Origin of the sequence: Bacillus sp. TH19, from assembly GCF_016651075.1 — a bacterium.
Classification (GTDB): Bacteria; Bacillota; Bacilli; order Bacillales; family Bacillaceae_G; genus Bacillus_A; species Bacillus_A mycoides.
Window position 1 is genome coordinate 1,265,396 of record NZ_JAEKEO010000010.1, and the last position, 22,213, is coordinate 1,287,608.

General features: G+C 33.7%; 26 protein-coding genes. 17 read left to right on the forward strand and 9 right to left on the reverse strand.

The window, feature by feature from the left end; translation table 11 throughout:
* Positions 1–7: 7 nt before the first annotated feature.
* From JFU54_RS24245 to JFU54_RS24270, 6 genes are all read right to left on the reverse strand, one after another.
* A complete protein-coding gene (locus JFU54_RS24245) occupies positions 8–733 on the reverse strand; it encodes a sulfite exporter TauE/SafE family protein (protein WP_201066637.1) in 726 nt (241 codons plus the stop codon).
* Positions 734–882: 149 nt separating this feature from the next.
* Complete coding sequence (locus JFU54_RS24250) at positions 883–2,103, reverse strand: MFS transporter (RefSeq protein WP_201066639.1); 1,221 nt, start codon at positions 2,101–2,103, stop codon at positions 883–885.
* Between the two features lie 19 nt (positions 2,104–2,122).
* Positions 2,123–2,572 (reverse strand): ArsR/SmtB family transcription factor, encoded by a 450-nt coding sequence (locus JFU54_RS24255; protein WP_000461279.1) that lies wholly within the window; start codon positions 2,570–2,572, stop codon positions 2,123–2,125.
* A 128-nt stretch (positions 2,573–2,700) separates the two neighbouring features.
* The gene (locus JFU54_RS24260) at positions 2,701–3,915 is read right to left on the reverse strand and encodes an MFS transporter (protein WP_002141093.1); all 1,215 of its coding nucleotides are present in this window, start codon (positions 3,913–3,915) and stop codon (positions 2,701–2,703) included.
* Between the two features lie 6 nt (positions 3,916–3,921).
* Positions 3,922–4,389, reverse strand: coding sequence for a VOC family protein (locus JFU54_RS24265; protein ID WP_088039090.1), 468 nt, complete (start codon positions 4,387–4,389; stop codon positions 3,922–3,924).
* 194 nt (positions 4,390–4,583) lie between these two features.
* A complete protein-coding gene (locus tag JFU54_RS24270) occupies positions 4,584–4,700 on the reverse strand; it encodes a YjcZ family sporulation protein (protein ID WP_000007805.1) in 117 nt (38 codons plus the stop codon).
* Between the two features lie 295 nt (positions 4,701–4,995).
* Between JFU54_RS24270 and JFU54_RS24275 the strand changes: the two genes are divergently transcribed.
* Both JFU54_RS24275 and hfq read left to right on the forward strand, forming a co-directional pair.
* Positions 4,996–5,214 (forward strand): aspartyl-phosphate phosphatase Spo0E family protein, encoded by a 219-nt coding sequence (locus JFU54_RS24275; protein ID WP_002141097.1) that lies wholly within the window; start codon positions 4,996–4,998, stop codon positions 5,212–5,214.
* A 55-nt stretch (positions 5,215–5,269) separates the two neighbouring features.
* Positions 5,270–5,458, forward strand: coding sequence for an RNA chaperone Hfq (hfq, locus tag JFU54_RS24280; protein ID WP_002012071.1), 189 nt, complete (start codon positions 5,270–5,272; stop codon positions 5,456–5,458).
* Between the two features lie 38 nt (positions 5,459–5,496).
* On the opposite strand, the gene JFU54_RS24285 is transcribed toward hfq, so the two are convergent.
* On the reverse strand, positions 5,497–6,099 hold the full coding sequence (locus tag JFU54_RS24285; RefSeq protein ID WP_002030912.1) for an HD domain-containing protein: 603 nt from the start codon (positions 6,097–6,099) through the stop codon (positions 5,497–5,499).
* A gap of 172 nt (positions 6,100–6,271) precedes the next feature.
* Between JFU54_RS24285 and JFU54_RS24290 the strand changes: the two genes are divergently transcribed.
* The 7 genes from JFU54_RS24290 to JFU54_RS24320 all read left to right on the forward strand — a co-directional run bounded on the left by JFU54_RS24290 (position 6,272) and on the right by JFU54_RS24320 (position 14,417).
* Positions 6,272–7,105 (forward strand): flagellar motor protein MotP, encoded by an 834-nt coding sequence (locus JFU54_RS24290; RefSeq protein WP_002012069.1) that lies wholly within the window; start codon positions 6,272–6,274, stop codon positions 7,103–7,105.
* Positions 7,106–7,127: 22 nt separating this feature from the next.
* Positions 7,128–7,805: an OmpA family protein gene (locus JFU54_RS24295; RefSeq protein WP_002012067.1), complete on the forward strand. Its 678-nt coding sequence runs from the start codon at positions 7,128–7,130 to the stop codon at positions 7,803–7,805.
* A gap of 150 nt (positions 7,806–7,955) precedes the next feature.
* Positions 7,956–8,324, forward strand: a complete 369-nt coding sequence (locus JFU54_RS24300) for a response regulator (protein WP_000940577.1) — start codon at positions 7,956–7,958, stop codon at positions 8,322–8,324.
* A 129-nt stretch (positions 8,325–8,453) separates the two neighbouring features.
* Entirely contained in the window at positions 8,454–10,424 is a 1,971-nt protein-coding gene (locus tag JFU54_RS24305; protein WP_002012065.1) for a chemotaxis protein CheA, read from the forward strand.
* 208 nt (positions 10,425–10,632) lie between these two features.
* Positions 10,633–12,279: a flagellar motor switch protein gene (locus JFU54_RS24310; RefSeq protein WP_002012064.1), complete on the forward strand. Its 1,647-nt coding sequence runs from the start codon at positions 10,633–10,635 to the stop codon at positions 12,277–12,279.
* Between the two features lie 29 nt (positions 12,280–12,308).
* Positions 12,309–13,673, forward strand: a complete 1,365-nt coding sequence (locus tag JFU54_RS24315; protein ID WP_201066641.1) for a transglycosylase — start codon at positions 12,309–12,311, stop codon at positions 13,671–13,673.
* A gap of 27 nt (positions 13,674–13,700) precedes the next feature.
* Positions 13,701–14,417: a hypothetical protein gene (locus JFU54_RS24320; protein WP_201066643.1), complete on the forward strand. Its 717-nt coding sequence runs from the start codon at positions 13,701–13,703 to the stop codon at positions 14,415–14,417.
* 38 nt (positions 14,418–14,455) lie between these two features.
* Here JFU54_RS24320 and JFU54_RS24325 read toward each other — a convergent pair whose 3' ends face one another.
* Both JFU54_RS24325 and JFU54_RS24330 read right to left on the reverse strand, forming a co-directional pair.
* A complete protein-coding gene (locus tag JFU54_RS24325; RefSeq protein WP_002166047.1) occupies positions 14,456–15,238 on the reverse strand; it encodes a CheR family methyltransferase in 783 nt (260 codons plus the stop codon).
* A 39-nt stretch (positions 15,239–15,277) separates the two neighbouring features.
* Entirely contained in the window at positions 15,278–15,775 is a 498-nt protein-coding gene (locus tag JFU54_RS24330; RefSeq protein WP_002012058.1) for a flagellar motor switch protein FliG, read from the reverse strand.
* A gap of 143 nt (positions 15,776–15,918) precedes the next feature.
* Between JFU54_RS24330 and JFU54_RS24335 the strand changes: the two genes are divergently transcribed.
* The 8 genes from JFU54_RS24335 to flgB all read left to right on the forward strand — a co-directional run bounded on the left by JFU54_RS24335 (position 15,919) and on the right by flgB (position 22,197).
* Positions 15,919–16,383 carry a YaaR family protein gene (locus JFU54_RS24335; RefSeq protein WP_002141107.1) on the forward strand — a complete coding sequence of 155 codons (465 nt, stop codon included), beginning with the start codon at positions 15,919–15,921 and terminating at the stop codon, positions 16,381–16,383.
* 15 nt (positions 16,384–16,398) lie between these two features.
* Positions 16,399–16,851, forward strand: coding sequence for a hypothetical protein (locus tag JFU54_RS24340; RefSeq protein ID WP_002012056.1), 453 nt, complete (start codon positions 16,399–16,401; stop codon positions 16,849–16,851).
* A 17-nt stretch (positions 16,852–16,868) separates the two neighbouring features.
* The gene (gene flgK / locus JFU54_RS24345; RefSeq protein WP_002012054.1) at positions 16,869–18,167 is read left to right on the forward strand and encodes a flagellar hook-associated protein FlgK; all 1,299 of its coding nucleotides are present in this window, start codon (positions 16,869–16,871) and stop codon (positions 18,165–18,167) included.
* Between the two features lie 283 nt (positions 18,168–18,450).
* Positions 18,451–19,314, forward strand: coding sequence for a flagellar hook-associated protein 3 (locus JFU54_RS24350; protein ID WP_002012052.1), 864 nt, complete (start codon positions 18,451–18,453; stop codon positions 19,312–19,314).
* Positions 19,315–19,334: 20 nt separating this feature from the next.
* Positions 19,335–20,714: a flagellar hook-associated protein 2 gene (locus tag JFU54_RS24355; protein WP_002012051.1), complete on the forward strand. Its 1,380-nt coding sequence runs from the start codon at positions 19,335–19,337 to the stop codon at positions 20,712–20,714.
* Positions 20,715–20,736: 22 nt separating this feature from the next.
* The gene (locus tag JFU54_RS24360) at positions 20,737–21,105 is read left to right on the forward strand and encodes a flagellar export chaperone FliS (protein WP_002012050.1); all 369 of its coding nucleotides are present in this window, start codon (positions 20,737–20,739) and stop codon (positions 21,103–21,105) included.
* Positions 21,095–21,367 (forward strand): hypothetical protein, encoded by a 273-nt coding sequence (locus tag JFU54_RS24365; RefSeq protein ID WP_002141115.1) that lies wholly within the window; start codon positions 21,095–21,097, stop codon positions 21,365–21,367. Before JFU54_RS24360 ends, JFU54_RS24365 begins: the two co-directional genes overlap by 11 nt.
* A 344-nt stretch (positions 21,368–21,711) precedes the next feature.
* A complete protein-coding gene (gene flgB, locus JFU54_RS24370; protein WP_002012047.1) occupies positions 21,712–22,197 on the forward strand; it encodes a flagellar basal body rod protein FlgB in 486 nt (161 codons plus the stop codon).
* The last annotated feature ends 16 nt before the right edge of the window (positions 22,198–22,213 follow it).

Here is a 22,213-nt window from a genome sequence, read left to right on the forward strand (position 1 = left end):
GCACCCTCTATAACAAGTTCAAACTTTCAATAAGAAGATACCCCCCCGTGCAACTTAAAAGGATATACGTAAATATTTTAAAAATCCGTTGATTAAGCCATTTGAAAATAATTTGACCTATATACAAACCTAGAAATACGATTGGAATAGCATAAAAACTTGATTCCCAAATTGTTTTATTTGTGCCAGTAAAGAGTATTTGAGTTAGTAGACTAATGAAATATATAAATAGATAAAAAGCTAAAGTAGTTGCTCTCAACTTCTCTTTTTTCGTATCAGTTCCTGTAAAGTAAAGTAACAGGGGTGGTCCTGGCATACCGATACTTGTCGTTAAAAGACCGGATAATCCACCCACTAAGAAATCTCTAGATTTTGTTGATTTAATCTTAAAGTTGCATATTAGCATCAACGTTAATAGTAAGAGCAGGATGCTAATTGCTAATTTAAATGTGTTGATGTTAATGGAAATGAAAATTAAAATACCAAAAGGAACACCAACTATACTTCCGAAAATTAATCTTTTCAGTAGAATAAAATCAATGTCCATTCTTATTTTCCAAACGAGTGATATGGAAATAATTAATGATAAAATGATATTTATTTGTATAGCTTCTTGTGGTGGAAATAGCATGAGTAAGAAAGGTGTTGCCATAATAGAAAAGCCAAAACCTGTACTTGTTTGTAAAATAGAAGCTACTAATATAATACATATGAAAATGAATATAATCCCCAAAATAGCCCCCCTACATAATCAGATCCAATAAATATTTTAACATAAAGTGAAATTTTAATCAGTGGGGGTTTTGTTCATCCCCCACTGATTATTAGCCCACACCAATTGGGATCTTGCTGCCCGGCAAATAGCCGCTTTTTATGTTGCGGTTAATATTCCAAAGATGATCCTGTAGCTTTAAAATATTTTTCTCGTGAAGGCGTCATTACCCGGATTGCTAATAAACAGGAAAGGAAAAGAATGAGTAATGAACTACTGATTACAGTAATTTGAACGGAAAGAAATTGTGCGGATGCTCCAATTGCTAAAATGAAAAAGATTTGGATGAAATTTTTTATTGAATCAAACACGCTATCGATACGTCCTATCATATGTACAGGGATGTTATTTTGATAAAATGTTATAAAGCCAGTACCAGCAAATGATGAAGAAATGCCAAGTAAAATGAAACCGCTCGCTGCGACTATAAATGAATTTGAAAAGGCAAAAATCACATAACCTATTGCTGTGAAAATCATACCTAATCCGATACAATGTTGAATTGCTAATCGTTTGGCAAAGAGAGAGACGAGAAATGAACCGAAAACGTAAGCGGCACCAGTTATACTAACAAGCATGCTATATTCTATATCGGATAAAAACAGTACTTGATTTGTGAAAACAACTTCTTGTGAATCGAGTGCCATAGAAACAAGCATAGTAGCTTGAAATAAAACGAATATGAGAATTATGTAAGTTTCCGTTCGAGCGAATGAAAAAACTTGTTTCCAATCACTTCGTAATGTTTGTAAGAAAGTATTTGAAACCTCTTCGTTTTGCTTTGTTTGTAATGTAATGTTTGGCAAGAAGTAAATGAGAATGGTAGAAAGTAGAAATGAAAGTGAGTTGCAGTAAATAACAAAGGATGCTGAGTACGTGGTGAGAAGTATTCCAGCAAGGGCTGGACCGATAATAAAAGCCCCGCTTGTACAAAAGTTATTCCAAGCGTTGAATTGAGCGCGCTCTTCAGCTCGTATGAGCATTGTTTTATAAGTAAATGAAGCTGGATCGAAAAATGATGTAGCAATGCGAGTTAAAAAGATAAAAATATAAATGACCCAAATAGAATCAAATAGTGGAATACAGCCAATGAGAGCTGCTCGAATTATATCTGTGATGAGCATAATTGACCGTTTATTTAATCGATCTACAATACTACCAGACCATATTTTTGTAACAACGGTGGCAATTGGACCGACAATCCATAGGCCTGCTACAGCAGCGGGAGAGTTTGTACTATTTAACACCATTAAGTTTAGAGCTATGGGGTACATAAAATCACCTAAACGAGAAATGCCTGTGCCCGACAATAATAATAATTTATTTTTCATGGGTATATGGACCTTTCTTTCATTGTTTTTTTATCCGGCAGGAAATAGCGTATTCTTCTTCTGAGGCTGATTGACGAGCGGTTTTGCTTTCCCAGCGTAATAAAACTTGTGAGATTTCCCAAGTGAGTTGTTGTAATTCCTCTGGAGTTAAAAATAAATGAGATACAATATGGCTCCCTGTATTTGTTCCTTCAGTGCCTGCTTCTTCAATATAGAAGTGAGCAGATTTTGCTTTATAGTACTTTTCAATAATCCCCCGTTTTTCCTTTGTATCTACTAATTCAAGTAAGCCTCCGTCAAATAAAATTTGGATGTGATAGTGAACGCTACCAGCAGATTTATTTAGTTTAGTAGATACTTGTTTTGCAGTGAGTGTTTCGTCTTTTAAAAGGTGAAGGATTTGAATGCGAGTTGCATTGGAAATTAGCTTTTGTTGTTCTGCTGAAATGGTAAGTCGATCCTCAAACATTATGTTAGCTCCTTTCTTATAATCTAAATTTATTGTACGTTCTAAAAAATTAGATTGTAAGAGAAATAAATCGCCTTTTTCTTGTGAATTTCGACATAAATAAAAATGGCATGTACATATACATGCCATTAAGTGATAGTAGATTCTTCACTAAGCTCCCCATGATAAAACAAGAACAGCCATATAAAACTAACGAAAATACAGCATATAGCTAACAGGCTACCAATAACTTGCGGAGAAAGAATTTCTAAAAGCCATCCTGTTATAAACATAGATAACTGAATAAGAGATCCATAAATGGAATAATGAAATGAAAAAACTTTACCAATCATGTTTTCTTCTGTATACATTTGTAGCAATGTCGTATCAAGTGGAACGATGATTCCTCCTGCTATACGCATACAGAGTAATGTAATGATACCGATAATAAGTTGATCGGATAGAACGAATCCGAGAAAGAAAATTCCTTGTAGTAAATAGGCCCAACCAAATGCTCTTTTCATTTTGTCTTCATTTTTAGATATATATAGGTTAACGAGAAGGCTACCAATCATAAGTCCAGCCCCTTGAACCGTATATAAAATTCCAATGTTAGAGTGGAAAATTCTTTCGGCATAGATTGTTAAGAGTAGTTGATAAGCACCTCCAATAATTCCCCATGAAATTCCGACGAGAATTAATGATAAAATAATTTTTCTTTGTAATATGTATGTATAACCATCTTTTATATCAGTAAAAAATGCTTTTTTCGTGCTAAAAGTGTCACGAGAAGGGATCTTTATTTTATAAATAATATAGGCTGAAATAAAGTATGATAGGCTATTAATAAAAAAGGCAATCTCGATACTTAAAGATTGTGCAATGAGCCCACCTAAAGAGGCTCCCATAATAGACATAAAACCATTGATTGTACTAGAAAGAGAGTTAGCGGTTACTAAATGCTTTTGATGTACGATATTTTTTAGGGTTGATTGCTTAGCAGGCTCGAATAAGCAAGAGAGTACCGCTAAACATATATTAGAAACGAAAATAATTTCAATCTTGTAGAATGCTAATAAATAAGTGAGGACGATAATTCCTCGTAAAATATCGGTAAAAATCATAATTTTCTTTTTTGAAAAACGATCTACAATTCCGCCTATGAATGGGCTCAGAAGAAGTTGAGGTAACCCTTTGCTCATAAAGGTGAGTGCTAACATAAATGAAGATTCTGTTATGCTATAGACGAGTGTTAATAAAGCGACAGTATGAAACCAATCCCCAAGTACACTTAATGTTTGACCGAAAAATAGTCTTTTGAAGTTTGTATTTGTTTTAAGAAGCCTGTAATAAGAAATTGACATGAGAAATTAAACCTTATCTATAAGTGATGCCTGTACTTGTTTTTTCCATTCACTTAAATACATTTTCTCTGCTTTAGGTAGTCCAACAGGCAATTGTGTAATGAATTCTAAACTATTTCCATCAGGATCGTTAAAATATACGGAGGCGTGTGCTAATTCTGGAAAAACGATTGGTTCAATTGGTTCCATTCCAAAGTCTTTTCGTGCTGAAATTCCTTTCTGTTTGAGCCAGTGTATTGCGTTTTCTAAATCGTGTAAGCTTACTTGGAAGGCGATATGTCGTAAGGCTGGATGATAATTGACTTTGTATTCTTTTCCTTCCCAAAGACCAATCCAACTTGCATTTTCTACAATCCAAAAGAAGGCGATATCTTTGTCTCTTTTATATAATTTCAGCCCTAGTGATTCATAAAAAGGTATCGAAATTTCTAAATTACAGACAGGTAAATGTGCTTCATAAAGACCTTTAATCATTATAATCCTCCTTAGTAAAAACGTTTTCTTATTCAATAGTAAACGATGTTTTGTTTATTGAAATCGCAAAATAGAAGGAGAATAAACTCATACGAAAGTATGAAAAAACAGCTCAATTATGAGCTGTTTTCATATAGTTTTTAGTTAACATATTTCATTCATTTAGAGTTTAGCGAAAAGGATACGTATTATATTTAAAACCCTCCGCCGCCACCCCAACAGCTACATCCGATAATGATTAGAAGGATGAATAGCACGATGAGTAAAGCAAATCCACCGCCGAAACCAGCGCAACTACCACCAAAGCTCATGTTTTTTCCTCCTTTTTAGGAAATTAATCTATATAACTAATGGATTACTTTATAAGATATGTTTTTATTTAGAAAAGGAGCAAGTCTTACTTCTAATTAGACAAGAGCCTGTGATCGGATTTAAATGTGATATTTACTTTGTTTCATAGCGAAATGGTAAAACAATGTGGAAGTGTATACTAGGTGAATGTATTGCAAATGAAGGGGGTATGTAACTTACAATTACATTAAAATTTCTTTTCATAAATATAAAATTTGTAAAAAAAGCCATTTTTTTATTTTTTTATGAGTGGAAATGTACTATAATTTTACAAGTAATATTATGGGAAAAGGGAGTTTTAGTATAGAGATGGAGATGGGACAATTACACAATAAAATAGAACACAAAAAGAAAGAGTTAATTCAACTTGTTGCTAGGCATGGATTAGATCATGATAAAGTTTTGTTATTTAGTCGAGATTTAGATATACTAATTAATAAGTTTATGAATATAAAAGGCAAAGTATGTAAGTGATTAATCTTTAATTTTTTATATTAGGATTATTTACTGATAAAGGAGAGAACAGTTATTGGAACATTTACAAGAAGAGTTGTATAAACAAATAAAAGAAGAAAAAGGTGCAGTTACTATATTTTTAAAGAGCGGAGTAAGAATAGTAGGGGAAGTAGTTGGAGTAGATAGATTTACAGTATTAATATTAGTAGATGGAAAACAACAACTTATTTATAAGCAGGCAATATCAACAATTATGAAATAAGACACTCATTTTGAGTGTCTTATTTCATAATTAAATGGTTATTGTTTACATGCTTCAACGTCAATGCCAGCAGCTAGTAATTTTTTTTCTCCGTCTTGTTCAATGATTTTTTGTAATCTAGATAAGAAAGAGTCAAAATCTGTATGTTTACCAACTTGGAAAGTCATTTTATGCTCAATTGGTAGCCAAGTATCAATATCAGCTTCGTTATGCTGAATTTTCACTTCAAGTTTATCAAGTGCGTTAGCAACTTTTGCTTCATACGTTTCTTTAGCTTCGAACTCCATCCATAAATCGTATAATTCCACGCCGAGAGGACCTTCTAGTGTACGTTTAATATTTAAAATGGCCTCTAGCTCATTTTTCTGTTTTTGTAATTGTAATTCACGGCTATTCATCGTATCAAAGGCAGGAATATCACCAGCTTCTGCTTCGACAAGGTCATGAATAATAACCATTTTAAGTAATTTTTCTATATTTACTTTTTGATCCAAATAAGGCTCAACTAAGATAGCCATTAGGGACATACGCCACGTATGTTCAGCAACACTTTCTTGACGTCCGTTAGAAAGCCAACTATGTCGCATTTCATATTTTAGTTTTTCTGCTAATGCAATGACTTGTAAAATGTTATGTTCCATCGTGATCCTCCTCATATTTCCATACTATGATTCTAATATAGAAATGAAATGTGTCAATTTAATGAGTATATTGCGATAAATAGATGATACGCGTATAATGATTGTTATATGTGAAAACGCATTATTAAAATAAAAAAATGTTTTACGAAAACGAAAAAGGAAGGGCAGGAATATGGGAGACGAAAATCAAGGATTAGCTAGACCGCAAAGGAAAAAAAGGAAGTTTGATATTTCTAGCCCCTTTGGCATTGTAGTAGGTTTCGTTATTTTAATTGCAGCGATCATGCTTGGCGGTGGTGGAATAAAAGCTTTTAAAAATTTCTTAGATGTTTCATCTATTTTGATCGTTATAGGGGGAACAACAGCGACAATTATTGTGGCATATAGATTTGGAGAAATAAAAAAATATACGAAAAGTATTTTTACTGTTTTACATAGAAGAGAGGAAAATCTAGAACAGTTAACGGATTTGTTCGTTGATTTTTCAAAGAAGTCTAAAAAACATGGTTTACTCTCGTTAGAAGTTGATGGAGAGCAAGTAGACAATCCTTTTATTCAAAAGGGGATTCGTTTAATGTTAAGTGGATATGATGAAGCAGAATTAAAAGAAGTATTAATGAGAGATGTTGAAACAGAAGTATATGAGTTAAGAAAAGGAGCAACATTATTAGATAAGATTGGTGATTTCGCTCCAGCGTGGGGTATGATAGGAACTTTAATTGGTCTTATTATTATGCTTCAAAACTTGCAAGATACATCGCAAATTGGTACAGGAATGGCAGTTGCTATGTTGACGACATTGTATGGATCTGTTATTGCAAACATGATTGCAATACCGTTATCTGAAAAAGTGTATCGTGGCATTGAAGATTTGTATACAGAGAAGAAGTTTGTAATAGAAGCAATCACAGAGCTTTACCGAGGACAAATTCCTTCTAAGTTAAAGTTAAAACTTGATACATACGTATATGAAACGAAGATAAAAAAAGAAAAACGAGCAGCCTAATATTTCAAGGAGTGGTATGGTGATGATAAAACGACCGCAAAAAGGATCGCCTCGTTGGATGACGACTTTTACTGATTTAACGATGTTGTTATTGACTTTTTTTGTACTATTAGTTGCTACATCAAAACAAGATACAGTAAAATTATCGAAGATGCTTGAAAAGTTTAGTGATGCAGAACAAGTGGATGCGAAAGTAATGGAAGGTACAATACCAGATATTTCACATGAAAAAAATGATGAAAAAGCAGTTTCAAAAAAGCGAATGGATGAATTGTATAAAAAGTTAAAAGCATATGTAGATAATAATGGTGTTAGTCAAGTGAATGTATATCGAGAAGATACAGGTGTTAGCATCGTTATAGTAGATAACTTAATATTCGATACAGGCGATGCGAATGTTAAGCCGGAAGCAAAAGAAGTAATTAGTCAATTAGTAGGGTTCTTTCAATCGGTACCAAACCCAATTGTTGTAGAAGGACATACAGATAGTAGACCGATTCATAATGAAAAATTTCCTTCCAACTGGGAATTATCTTCAGCACGAGCAGCTAATATGATTCACCACTTAATTGAAGTGTATAATGTAGATGATAAACGATTAGCAGCGGTAGGATATGCGGACACAAAACCAGTAGCATCAAATGATTCACCGCAAAATTGGGAGAAAAACCGGCGCGTTGTAATATATATTAAAGAATAATATATTTCCATTTTATTAATAAAATAATAAAAATACAGAAATTCTTTTAAAAAAATATTAAATTTTCTCGTTTTATTTTGTATAATGAGTGAGAATGATAAGGTGAAATATTAAGATATATTTATACATAGAGGGAGAGAACCAAAAAGAATGGCACATAAAATTTTAGTTGTAGACGATGCAATGTTTATGCGAACAATGATTAAAAACTTATTAAAAAGTAATTCAGAATTTGAAGTTATCGGTGAAGCAGAGAATGGGGTAGAAGCGATTCAAAAGTATAAAGAACTTCAACCTGATATTGTAACACTAGATATTACTATGCCAGAAATGGACGGACTTGAAGCATTAAAAGAAATTATGAAAATTGATTCGAGTGCAAAGGTTGTTATTTGTTCTGCAATGGGACAACAAGGTATGGTATTAGATGCAATTAAAGGCGGGGCAAAAGACTTTATTGTAAAGCCATTCCAAGCCGATCGTGTTATCGAAGCTTTAACAAAAGTAGCAAATAGCTAATATAGAAGGGGTGCCACAAAGAATCAAATCAATGATAGCGGATAGACGTGTGGCCCCCTTTTTTCTCGTTATAAAACACTAAATTGTTATACATAAATGAAATGTTTGTTAGACAGGTAGGGGATTAAAATGCAAACAGATCTATTAAATATATTTTTTGAAGAAGCAGAAGAACATTTACAGTCGCTAAATGAAAATGTGCTAAATTTAGAACAGAATCCTGCCGATATGGGTGTTGTAGGGGAAATATTCCGCTCAGCTCATACATTTAAAGGTATGTCTGCGAGTATGGAATTTGCGGAAATGGCAGATTTAACTCATAAGATGGAAAATGTTTTAGACGAAATCCGTCATGGAAATATGATGGTGAATGCTAATATTATTGATGTTATTTTTGAGTGCATTGATAATTTAGAAAAGATGGTTACAGATGTACAGCAGGGCGGAATGGGTAATATTGATGTTGTATCTACAAAGCATAAATTAGAAGCATTATTAAATGGGAATGTAGAAGCTTCTATGGAACAAGTAGAGCAAAGTAGTATAAACAATGATGATACAGTTTCACATGAAGTATATATAACCGTCGAACAACAAGCCATTTTAAAAGCAGTACGTGCCATTATGTGTATTGAAGCATTACAAAATGTAGGGGATATACAAAAAACGGTTCCAAGCATTGAAGAAATCGAAGCGGATGCTTTTGGATTTGAGTTTACAGTATATATGGATACTGATCGTAGTGTTGAAGAATTGAAACAGGTGGTGCTTCACGTTTCTGAAATTGAGAAAGTAGAAGTGAAGCAAGGAAATATAGCTGAAGAAGGAATCGTACAATCTATTGCAGCAACGCAGCTGGATCCATCTCTAGAGGCACGAACTCCAACAGCTAGTACTACACCGGCTAAAAGTAATACAAAAACGAAAAATGCTAAAGTAGAGAATCGTTCTATTCGTGTTCAGTTAGAAAAAATCGAAAGATTAATGAATATGTTTGAAGAAAGTGTAATTGAGCGTGGACGAATTGATGAATTAGCAGAAACGATTCAAAATAAAGAGTTAATCGAGCATTTAAATCGATTAGGGGATATTTCAAAAGATATCCAAAATGTATTATTAAATATGCGTATGGTACCGATTGAAACGGTCTTCAATCGTTTTCCGCGTATGGTACGTATGTTAGCGAAAGATTTAGGTAAAAAAATCGATTTACAAATTAAAGGTGAAGATACTGAAGTTGATAAAATTGTTATTGACGAAATTGGTGATCCACTCGTTCATTTAATTCGTAATGCAATTGATCATGGTATTGAAACTGTCGAAAACCGACGTGATGCCGGGAAAAATGAGACAGGTACTATTAAATTAGAGGCGTTTCATAGTGGAAATCATGTCGTAATTCAAATTACTGATGATGGAAATGGTATTCATAAAGGAAAAGTATTAGAAAAAGCGATAAAAAATGGTGTTGTAACGGAATCAGAGGCAAATAAATTAACGGATCGTGAAGTGTTTGATCTTATCTTCCAACCGGGATTTAGTACAGCGGAAGTTGTATCTGACCTTTCTGGACGTGGGGTTGGATTAGATGTTGTTAAACATACGATTCATAGTTTAGGTGGGCATTTAATTATTGATTCTGAAGAAGGAAAAGGAAGTACATTCAGAATTGAACTTCCTTTAACATTGTCTATTATTCAATCAATGCTTGTTCAAACAAATGATAAGCGTTATGCCTTGCCTCTTGGCAATATTGCTGAAGCCATTCGAATTAAGAAAGAAGACATACAATCGTTACAAGGGAAAGACGTTTTAAACTATCGCAATCAAATTATTGAAGTGAAACATTTAAGTACTGTATTTGGTGAAAAAACAGTAGATGAGGCGTTCGCATCATATGATAGTCAAATGGTTCCTGTGTTAATTGTTCGTAATACACATCGTAGCTATGGACTTATCGTAAACACAATTATCGGTCAAAGAGAAATAGTTTTAAAGTCATTAGGTGATTTCTTTGCAGAGAGCTCTAACTATTTCTCTGGTGCGACAATTCTCGGTGATGGACGAGTGGTCCTCATTTTAAACCCAGAAGGTTTATAATAGGAATGAAGGAAGCTCCCCACTTGTATACAATTGGGGAGCTTTTTGGGTAGAACTAATAATATAAGTATATGAAAACCGTCGTTTACACATATTGTGGAAATAAATACATGTTCACAATTCGGATGATAAGTTTGGTAAAATATAACGAGTGTAATAGAGAGTTTAAATCATTTGATAGAAAAACAAAAATGAGGAGGCAGGAAAAATGCCTGAGCAACACACAAAAGGGGATACTGGCACAATTGTGCTAGAAAAAGAAAATGAACATTTAACGCCTCAAGAATGCGATATTCTTGGTGAGATTGCTAATATATCATTTGGTTCAGCTTCGACTGTATTATCAACAATTTTAAATAGGCAAGTAAGTATTACTGCTCCTCAAGTAGAATTGGTAGATTTATATGATACAAGTGATGTTGAAATTCCACATGTTGTATTAAATATCCATTTCACAAAAGGATTAGATATGGAAAATCTTCTTGTTCTTCAACAAGATGTTGCTTTATCTATTGCTGATTTAATGATGATGGGAACAGGTGAAGTTGAAGAGGGAAAAGAGCTTGGTGAATTAGAGCTAAGTGCAGTACAAGAAGCTATGAATCAAATGATGGGATTCGCAGCAACATCTATGTCAGAATTCTTCCAAGATACGGTAGACATGTCTCCGCCAACAATTAAAGTTGTGCAACTTACAGAAGAGATGGAGAAGATTTCTGGTATTAATGGGAATAATATGGTTGTTAAAGTATCGTTTGAATTAAAAATAGATAATCTTGTGAATTCTCAGCTTGTACAGGTTGTTTCAGTTGAACATGCGAAGCGAATGATAAATAAATTGTTACAATTATCTGGTGGTGTGGAAGAAGAAATAGATGAGCCGACGGAAGTGCAGGAAACTGAGATTGTAGAAGAGCATGTAGAAAAAGAGCAATTAACACAAGAAGAGAAAGATGTGCTTGGTGAAATTGCGAATATTTCAATCGGTTCGGCTTCAACAGTACTATCGACGCTTTTAAATCAGCCTGTCACTATTAGTACACCAAATGTAGAGGCGATTAATGTTCGTCATTATGAAGGAGTACCGGTTCCGTTTGTTATTTTAAATGTCGATTTTGTTGAAGGACTAAAAAATGAGAATGTATTCGTATTTACGAAAGATGTTGCTTTAACAATGGTAGATTTAATGATGATGGGAACGGGTGAAATTGATCCGGAGAAAGAGCTAAGTGAATTAGAGTTAAGTGGCATTAAAGAAATTATGAACCAAATGATGGGGCATGCTGCAACAGCGATGTCAGAAATGTTTAAAGAAAAAATGGATATGACACCACCAGACGTTAAATTTGTTTCTTTAAAAGAAGAAATGGAGTATTTGGGAGAGTCGATGGCAGTTGACGAACTCGTTCAAATTACTTTTAATCTTGAAATTGGTGATCTCCTTCAATCAAAGATGTATCAAATACTACCGATATCAGAAGCGAAAGAAATGGTTAGAAGACTTCTATATCCGATGGTGGAAGAGCAAGAAGAAATAGTTGAGGAAGTTGTTGAAGAGGAAGAAATTCCTGCACCAGTCGTACAGCCAATTGAATATAAAGAAGTCAAGCAAGTTGAGCCAGTATATATGGATACATCTATTCTACAAAATGTAGAAATGAATGTTAAATTTGTATTTGGAAGTACAGTGAGAACAATTCAAGATATTTTAAGTCTACAAGAAAATGAAGCGGTCGTACTTGATGAAGATATTGATGAACCGATTCAAATTTATGTGAACGATGTATTAGTGGCGTATGGAGAACTTGTAAATGTAGATGGGTTTTTCGGAGTAAAAGTGACGAAATCGCTATAAGGCATCAAAATAGGAGTTTGAACAAATAGATGAAAAAAGTAAAGTTTTTTCTAGTTAGTTGGCTATTCTTACATATATGCATATTTTCACCATCACAAGGGCAGGCAGAAGAAAAAAGTGTACAAGATCAAAATATAAGCGAAATGAATGACCAAGAGGGAAAAAATAAAGAAGTTCAGGAACAGCCGGAACAAGTGGAAATGCCCTCGGTTGAAGATGAAAAAAAAGTAGTAGAAAATGAGCAAGGGAAAGAAAAAAAAGAAGAAAGAACGATAGAAACAGACCGAGGGGTTATTACAGTTAATAAGCAGGAGCTAAAGGTTGGCGAAGAAGTGCGGATTGCTGTAGAATCAAATGAAAAAAACATTCAAAGTGTAAAAGGTATATTACAATTACAAAAAAATGGTGAGCAGTACAGACAAGAGAGAATAATATCTTTTGAGTATGAAGAAGAAACGAAGCGATGGATCGCTAATTATAAGGCCGGAATATATGATTTACAAGGTGATTGGAACCTTAGGCTTGTTGAAAGCTATAAAGAAGATGAGAAGGAAGAAGTAATAGAGAACGAATTAAATGTCCCGCTCATTCGTATAAACAATGAAGCACCAACTATAGATAAAGAATTGCCAAAGTTAGAGAAAGTTAGTATTGATGAGGCAAAAGGGAACTTAATTGAACGGAAAAAGGGAGAATCCGTTCATATACGAGTACAAACGGTAGATAAAGAATCGGTTGTTAAAGAAGTGCGCGTTATATTAAAAGGAAAAGAAGACGGTAACGATATTACTTTTTTATTAGACTATAATAAACGCGACATGGATTGGCAGAAAATATTTGAAATAACAGAAGCTTTACCTGTTGGGCCGCATCAACTTATTGTGGAAGTAACAGATGGGGCAGGTAACAAACTTGTGACAGAGAGTGAATATATCGTTTCTATCATCGAACAAAAAGTGAAAGATGATGAAAAGATAGAAGAGCAAGAGAATCAAAATGAAGTAGAAGATAAGAAAGAAATTGAGAAGCAGGAAGATCCGAAAATAGAGATGCCGCTTCCAGAAGAAAAACTTCCAGTTATTCAAATTCCAAAGCAAGACGAGAAAGTAAACTATTTTATAAAAGAGCCGTTGAAAGAGAAAGAGGAAATCAACTACGTTATAAAAGAGCCAGCGACAGACAATAAGGAAGTAAATAATGTGAAGGCTCATAAAGAGAAAAAAAGCAAAAATGAAAATCAAGTCGTTTCTAAAAAGAAAGAGAAAATAGAAGAACAACAAGAAAAGAAAGAGGAAAAAAGTGAGCAGGGAGTACAGGCTTCTAATGTGTTTGCTGTTATGTCAGGATTATTTGTACTATTTTTAGTTTTAAAGAGTAATAAAGAGTGGGGCTAATAATTTGATAGTAGTGGAGGCGCTTAGATGGAAATTAAACGTACTACAATTGAAAATAAGACGCTACACCCATTAAAACAGCCTGCAGCTATTTCAGAACATGAAATTCAAAAAGAGCGAAAACGGAGTAATCTTGTGTTTACCGGGCGGTCCCAAATCATTTCGAAAAATAATGAAATAGGGATTCTACTTGCGAGTTTAGGTGATGGAAAGATTGTAAAAGATATGCTTTCTAAGGAAATGGATACGGTGTTGCAGTTGTTTTCAAAGCTACATATGTTGTCTGAGGAAGGAAAGCAATCGGAAAAAATATATGAACAAATTGTTAAAAGTTTGCAGGGGCTTATTAAACAAGCTCATATAAAGGGAGTTCCGTTATTAGACGGAACGTATGATTTCGCTGAAGTACAGCTTTCATTCGGGCGAAAAGTACATATTCCTTTACTTGACGTAAGTGCTCTCATTTCTAGAGTGGAAAGTGATTCTTCAGAAGGAAATATAAATTTAATGATAACGGTTATTACAGCTTACATGACGAAATTGTCTAATGAAACAATCTTAATTAGCGGTACAGATCGTATTTCTAAAGAACGTGATGTGAGCGTGTGGAGAGCACTTGCAGAAATGAATATGACGCAATTATCTCATGCGTTGAAACATACGATTCAAGAGCATAAATGGTCTGTTACAGCTCTATTTCTCTTTATATGGGTTATAGGTATCATATTGATTCGTATTATATAATAAAAAAAGGTCGCCATTTCAATTATGACGACCTTTTTCTATATTTTTTCGTAGAAGAATGTATCAAAACGCTGAAGGTTGTAGCGTTCGGGTGTTAAAATTTGTTCTGTGCTACCAACGAATAGTACGCCGCCTTTTCGTAAAGAACGACTAAACTTTTCATAAAGCTTTATTCTTGCTTCTTCTGTAAAGTAAATCATTACATTTCGACAAATGATTAAATCGTAGTTCGTATCAAATGTCTGCATTAATAAATCATGTTGTTTAAATGTAACTTGCTGTTTAATATTTTGATGCAATATATATGTATCATCTTCTTTTGTGAAATGACGTTGTTTTAAATCATTAGGTAATTCTTTCAAAGAGCGTTCTGTATATTGACCACGTTTTGCAGTTTCTAAAACATGAAAATCAAGATCCGTTGCTTGAATGTCATAACGAAACGGAGCTAGATGCTTCGATAATATTAAAGAAAGTGTATATGGTTCTTCACCGGCAGCGCAAGCAGCACTCCAAATTTTTAATTTACCGTTATTTTGTTCAAGTAGCTTTGGTAGAGCTTTCGTCTCTAACGTTTGCCAGCGCTCTTTATTTCTGAAAAACTCTGATACGTTAATTGTAATATAGTCAATAAAACTTAAAAATAACGTTTGATCGGTGCGTAAATTATTTAAAAAATTTGTGTAATTTTCAAAACCTTTTCTCGAAATGAAAGCGTCGATTCTTCGGCGCATTCTATCTTGCTTATAGGAAGCGATATCCATATTAAAGTGCTGTTTAAAACTTACGACAAATTGATTATAATCTTGTTCAGTTATCATATTTACAATAGGCACAATAACGATATTGTGCCTCCCCCTTTACATCATACGAATTTTTTGTTCAAAGCTTTTTTTCATCTGCTTTTCATGTAAGCCTGGTAAATCATAAATAACAGCATCAATTCCTGCTTCTTTTGCAACGTCAACGGGAATGACAGACGTATGTTTATCTCCGTTATAAAAACAGAGAACTAAATCGGTATCTTCGACAACTTGCTTTACAAAAAACATATAATCTGATCGATAAATGGATTCGGAAGGATGATCAAAAGCAATATACTCGGCTCCGTGTTTTTTTAAGTAATCAACGACTTCTTGAAATTCGTCTGTTAATACTTGTAACGGTTGTAGTGTGTAAAGACATAAATTTTGAGCAAGTCTTTCGTTTTCAATGAAGAAACGAAGAACCTCATTTTCAATAGATTTATAACATAATATGTAAATTTTATGTTTGTGAGCATAGTCAATTAAAAATTTTTTTATTTCTTCCTGATCTAATGCTGTTAATTGATTTGAACCACAAAGAAAAATATTCATAGATTTGTGCCACCTCATGCTAAATTGTAACATATCTTCTATAAAAAATAACTGCAAAATATCATTGTACAGAGTATAATTATAAATAACTAGATTTTACGATTAAGTTTAGAAGGAAATAAAAAAATAAATAGGTGATATATATGCTGCGTTCTATCTCGCATAATCCAATTTTATCGCATATACCGCCTGCTACTCAAATGCCGAAAGAAGCAAATGTCAGGACAGGACTTGCTTTTTCGGATAATTTGCATGCAGATCCGAAAAACGATAAATTGTTAGAACAAATGGAAGCACTTGTTGATAACATTGGAGAAATTAAAGAGAAAATCGAATTAGAGTTAACGCTCGATAATGTAATGGAATACAAAAATACTGTAAAATCATTTTTGAATTTTTACGTTGATAACGTATTGCAGTATAAAGATGTTATGTCTCGTCATCCGCGTTACGGATATTCGCAGAAAATGACGATCGTAAAACAAGCTGAAATGGGATTAACTGAGTTAGAAGATGTTATGAATTTAATTAATACGAAAACAGGGCATTTAGAAATGTTAAATCAAATTGGAGAAATTCATGGTTTGATTGTAAATTTAGTCTTGTAAAGGAAAGGAAGCTATATGTACATACAATTATATGAAAAGCTCGTTATTATTCAAAAGGCATATGAAAATATTCAAACGCTTGGGGAACAAATATATGAGAATTTAAAAAATAAAAATGTAAATGCAGTTCAAAAGTTGCAAGTAGAGCAATTGCAGTACATAGAAGGTGTTAAAGGATTATCGCGATCTTTTGAGGAAATGGTTGTTCAGCTTTGTAAAGAAAAACAAGTTGAACCGTTGCGTATGCGTTCGCTATTTTCGTATTTTTCACAGGAAGAAAATGAAAAAATGGACGAATTACAAAAAAGTTTAAATGAATTAGAAGAAAATGTAAAAATGATTCTTTTGAAAAATCAATATTACTTAAACGTACTATTAAAAACTACAGAAAGTATTGTGGATTCCGTTTCTGAATACAATTTGGAGAAAAACAATAATTCGCAAATCTTTATGAATGAACTATTGTAAAGGAGAAGTGAAGCATTATGAGATTATCTGATTATAATACGCCGTTATCTGGTATGCTAGCGGCCCAAATGGGATTACAAACGACAAAACAAAACTTATCTAACATTCATACGCCGGGTTATGTTCGTCAAATGGTAAATTACGGATCTGTTGGAGCAAGTAACGGTCATACGCCTGAACAGAGAATCGGTTATGGTGTACAAACATTAGGAGTTGACCGTATTACAGATGAAGTGAAAACGAAGCAATTTAATGATCAGTTGTCACAGTTCTCTTACTACGCATATATGAATTCTACTTTATCACGAGTAGAGTCTATGGTAGGAACGACAGGGAAAAATTCATTATCTAGTTTAATGGATGGATTCTTCAATGCTTTTCGTGAAGTTGCAAAAAATCCAGAACAACCAAACTACTACGATACATTAGTTTCTGAAACTGGGAAGTTCACAAGTCAGATAAATCGTCTTGCGAAAAACTTAGATACAGCAGAAGCACAGACGACAGAAGATATTGAAGCACATGTGAATGAATTTAATCGTCTTGGTGCTAGTTTAGCAGAGGCGAATAAAAAAATTGGACAAGCGGGGACACAAGTACCTAATCAACTATTAGACGAACGTGATCGCATCGTTACAGAGATGTCTAAGTATGCCAATATCGAAGTATCTTATGAATCTATGAATCCTAATATCGCGAGTGTTAGAATGAATGGTGTTTTAACAGTAAATGGACAAGATACATATCCAATTCAATTAAATAAAGAAAAAGAACCAATGTCTGTTGCGATTTATGGATCGGATATTCCTTTAAATGGTGGAGCAATTCAATCAGCGATAGATACGAAAGTGAAGATTGCTAGTTATAAGAAAAACCTTGAAGAATTAATGAGTTCTGTAAAAGGTCAAGTGAATACAGTGATGGGAAAAGATTTCTTCGTTGGAGATCATGCGAAAGATATTCAGTTAAACCCTGAATTCGCAAAAGATGTTTCGAAAATGAAAATCTCTGCTGAAACAGCAAATAAACTAGCAGGAATTACAGATGGAGATTATAAAGAAGGTCTTTCTTATAAACAAGCATTAGACCAATTTATAGTTGGTGTAGCTTCTGATAAAAGTGCAGTGAATGCTTATCAAAATATTCATAAAGATTTATTAGAAGGTATTCAACAAGAAAAAATGAGTATTGAAGGCGTAAATATGGAAGAAGAAATGGTTAATTTAATGGCTTTCCAAAAATATTTTGTCGCAAACTCTAAAGCTATTACGACGATGAATGAAGTGTTTGATAGTTTGTTTTCGATTATTAGATAACATGTAGAAGGATCGAAAAAGCTTTTATTGTGATGGAAGAGAGGGTCCGGCGCAGGGTAGAAGCGGACAGAGCCTTTTAGTGGACCGAGCGATGTTAGACCAGAGATATGAGATGGTTGAATGGGAAGTTAAGGGGGAGAATAGCCATGTTTAGCAAGCGTCCTCCCCCATGTAAATTAAATGAAAACGAAAAGGTCTTTTTTTATGAGGGAAGAGGATAGCTGTATATAGGTGCGGTTTCTTCTTCGCGCCAATTCAAATATAGATAAAGGAGAAGGTAAAGATGAGAGTATCTACATTTCAAAATGCAAACTGGGCAAAGAATCAGATGATGGATTTGAATGTGCAACAGCAATATCATCGAAATCAAGTAACTTCAGGTAAGAAAAATCTTTTTATGAGCGAAGACCCACTGGCGGCAAGTAAATCATTTGCGATTCAGCATTCGTTAGCAAATATTGAACAAATGCAAAAAGATTTAGCGGATTCGAAAAATGTATTAACACAAACTGAAAATACATTACAAGGTGTTTTTAAATCTTTAACAAGAGCGGATCAATTAACAGTACAAGCGCTAAATGGGACGAATAGTGAAAAAGAATTGAAGGCAATCGGTGCAGAGATTGATCAAATTTTAAAACAAGTTGTATATTTAGCGAATACGAAAGAGCAAGGCCGTTATATTTTCGGTGGGGATAGCGCTGAACAAGTTCCATTCACAGAAGATGGTACGTATCAAGGTGGAAAAAATGATGTGAACTGGCAACTAAATGATGGCTATGAATTAAAAGCATTTCGTAACGGAGAAGAATTATTATCACCAGTTATAAAAACGTTAAAACAGATGAGTGAAGCGCTGAATAACGGTGATCAAAAAGCTTTGCAACCGTTATTAGGAGAAAATAAGAAAAACTTAGATAGCGTCATTAACCGTACAACTGAAGTTGGTTCAACAATGAACACAATGGAGACGTTTAAAACAATTTTAAGCGAGCAAAATTTAGCGCTTCAAGAAAACCGTAAAGAAATTGAAGATGTCGATTTGGCGGTAGCAATTTCTGACCTAGCATATATCAATGCAACGTATGAAGCGACGCTTAAAGCGGTTAGTACGATGAGTAAAACGAGTATTTTAGATTACATGTAAACAATAAGGAGTGAGACAATATGGCAGGAACATTAACAGGTATCGGTGGTAGACAACAGATTTGGAATCTCGGAAATAATATGATCGACACTTCTAACTTTGTAGAGTTAGAAATGCAAGCGTTAGATATGAGAAAAGCACCGTATACGAAAGAAAAGAGTGATCTTTCAAACGATAAACTATTATATACAAGTTTAAAATCAGAATTTAGTTCTTTTACACAGACTTTTAAAAACTTAGCAGCTTTTAAAGGAAATGAGAAAAAGGTAACAACATCACAAGACGGTTATATTAATGTAAAAGCTGATGGTGGAGCGATTGCAGGAACTTTTAATATGACGATTACACAGCTTGCACAACGTCATCAAATAGCCTCTAATAAGATTGCTGATATAAATGCGAAGCTTCCTAAAGATGAAACATTACAACTAGGCGGTAAAGAACTAAAAGTAACAACTGATATGACATATAAAGATTTAATTAACAAAATTAATGACGGAGATTATGGTGTATCGGCTTATACACTTGGAGATAAAATCTTTATGTCCTCGAAAAAAGAAGGAACAGATGGAGAAATTAATTTTAAGGGGAACACATCTACACTGTTTCAAGATATTGGTTTAGCTAAGGCGGATGGGACAGCAGTCAATACAATTAATGAAGCGCAAAATGCCAAATATAGTATTAATGGTATTGAAACTGAAAGTTTTACCAATACAATTGAAGCTCTTCCGGGCGTGAAAATTGAATTGTTAAAAGTAACTGAGCCGAAAGCAGAAGGAACACCAGATGCAGGTACAACAACAGATCCAAAAGCAAAAGGTATAGATCTGAAGTTTACAGTAAGTGACTCAAACGTAACAGATGCATCGAATGTTATTAAAAAGATGGTGGCGGATTATAATAAAGCTGTTTCTACAGTAGATATCTTTGCTGGGAAAGGTGGAGCTTTCCAAGGTCAAGCCATTATGCAAAGTGTACGTCAAGCGATGAATAATGTCGTGACATTTTCTCAAGACGGTAATTATTTATTCTCATTTGGTATCCAATTAAAGCAAGACGGGACGATGGAAGTTAATGATGAACAATTAACAAAAGCGTTAAAAGACAAGCCGGATGCAGCGAAGCAATTTTTCTTTGGTTCTAACGGTTTAGGGAAGATGATGGAAGAACCACTTGATAAACTATTTGGTGATAAAGGTGTAGTCGGAGAGCGTGTAAAAAACATCGATTCACGTGTAAGTGATTTAGATAAAAAGATTAAAGATATTGAAACACAAAATCTGCAAAAACAAGATGAGATTGTGAAGAAGTATCAAAAGCTAGAAAGTACATTAGCGGCGCTAGATAGCCAACTAAAAACAATTAAAGCAATGACAAAACAAAAAAGTGATGATTAATGAAAGTTAAGGAAGTGATTGTATGCAAGCATGGCAACGTTATATGCAAAATGATATTATGACGAGTAATCCAATTAAAAATACAATTTTTATTTATGAAAGATGTATCGTTGAGTTTCGTAATTTAGAAGAACTTTTAAATACTTTTAAACTACAAGAAGGAGATGCGCTTCTTGAAAAATTAGAACGTATTTTTGAAGAGTTAAAGCTTCAATTAAATCCTGAGATTACTAAAGATTTATATGATAGTCTATTCGGTTTATACGATTGGATTAGCATTCAAATTCAGACGATGAAAGTAACGCGTGAAGCAAAAGACATGGATGCGATTGTACAAGTGTTACAAGATTTAATAGACGGTTACCGCGGAGCACTCGAAAATGAACAATGATATTTATCGAGCGTTTGTCGGCTGTTTTAATGAAATCGGTGAATTGCAAGTATCAGATGGGGAATTTGCTGAGAAGAGTGCAATGTTAAATCGCTGGATGATGACATTGGATGAAGAGACGCGCGCAGATGTTGCAGCGGAAGTGAGTCCATTAATAATTAAGGCAGCACAGCATATTCGAGATAAGCAAAAATTTTTGGAAGAAATGATTATGACAAATGATGGACGAATGAAAGCGAATTCGTTTTACGGTAAATTTTAATGGTAAATTACGGAAATGGATACCCCTTTTAAAAGGGGATCCATTCCATTGTTTGAATAAGGCGTTCCGCTGATTGAGGTTTCACTTTATGACTGTAATAAAAAGAATGGTAATAATCCAAACAATGAAAAATAAGATGTCTTTATTTTATAGAGAGAAGTGTATGGAAGCTCTTTTTTTATTGTTTATATATCAAAATGTTACATGGATTACTACGCGTATACAGTTTTTTATATTCTTTTTTATATTTTTGTATTTTTCTAAAGACAACAATGGAAAAATGGAATAAAATATGTAAGGGTACAAAATAGATAATATTTTAATAAATAAATACATATAGGAAAATGAATAATAAAGTGAAACTTCCATCAGTGGATGATCATGCGCTAAACGAGCATGATGGAAAAGGAAGGGTGTGGAATATGCCAGATTTAGTTAGTGATGTAAGTCATTATATGAACTATTTAGTAACGAAGCGAAATACCGTTTCTAGTAATATTGCAAATGCGAATACACCTGGCTATAAAGCACAAGATGTAACATTTGCTGAGCAAATGAATATGAGCAGTGCATTATATAAAAAAAATGCTGCGGATTTAAAGAGTAATCCAGATTTATATCAAACGAATGTAATGCACTTACCGACAGCAAATACGAAAAATACATACGCAAAGATTCAAACGAAATCAATGCAAACGAATAAAGATGGAAACAGTGTTGATGTAACGACAGAAATGCTAGATTTAATGAAGACAAACCAATTATACGGTGTTTCAATTAATGCAATTAATACGCAATACGCTATTAACCAAGCAGCACGTGGACGTTAATAGTAAAAGGAGAGAC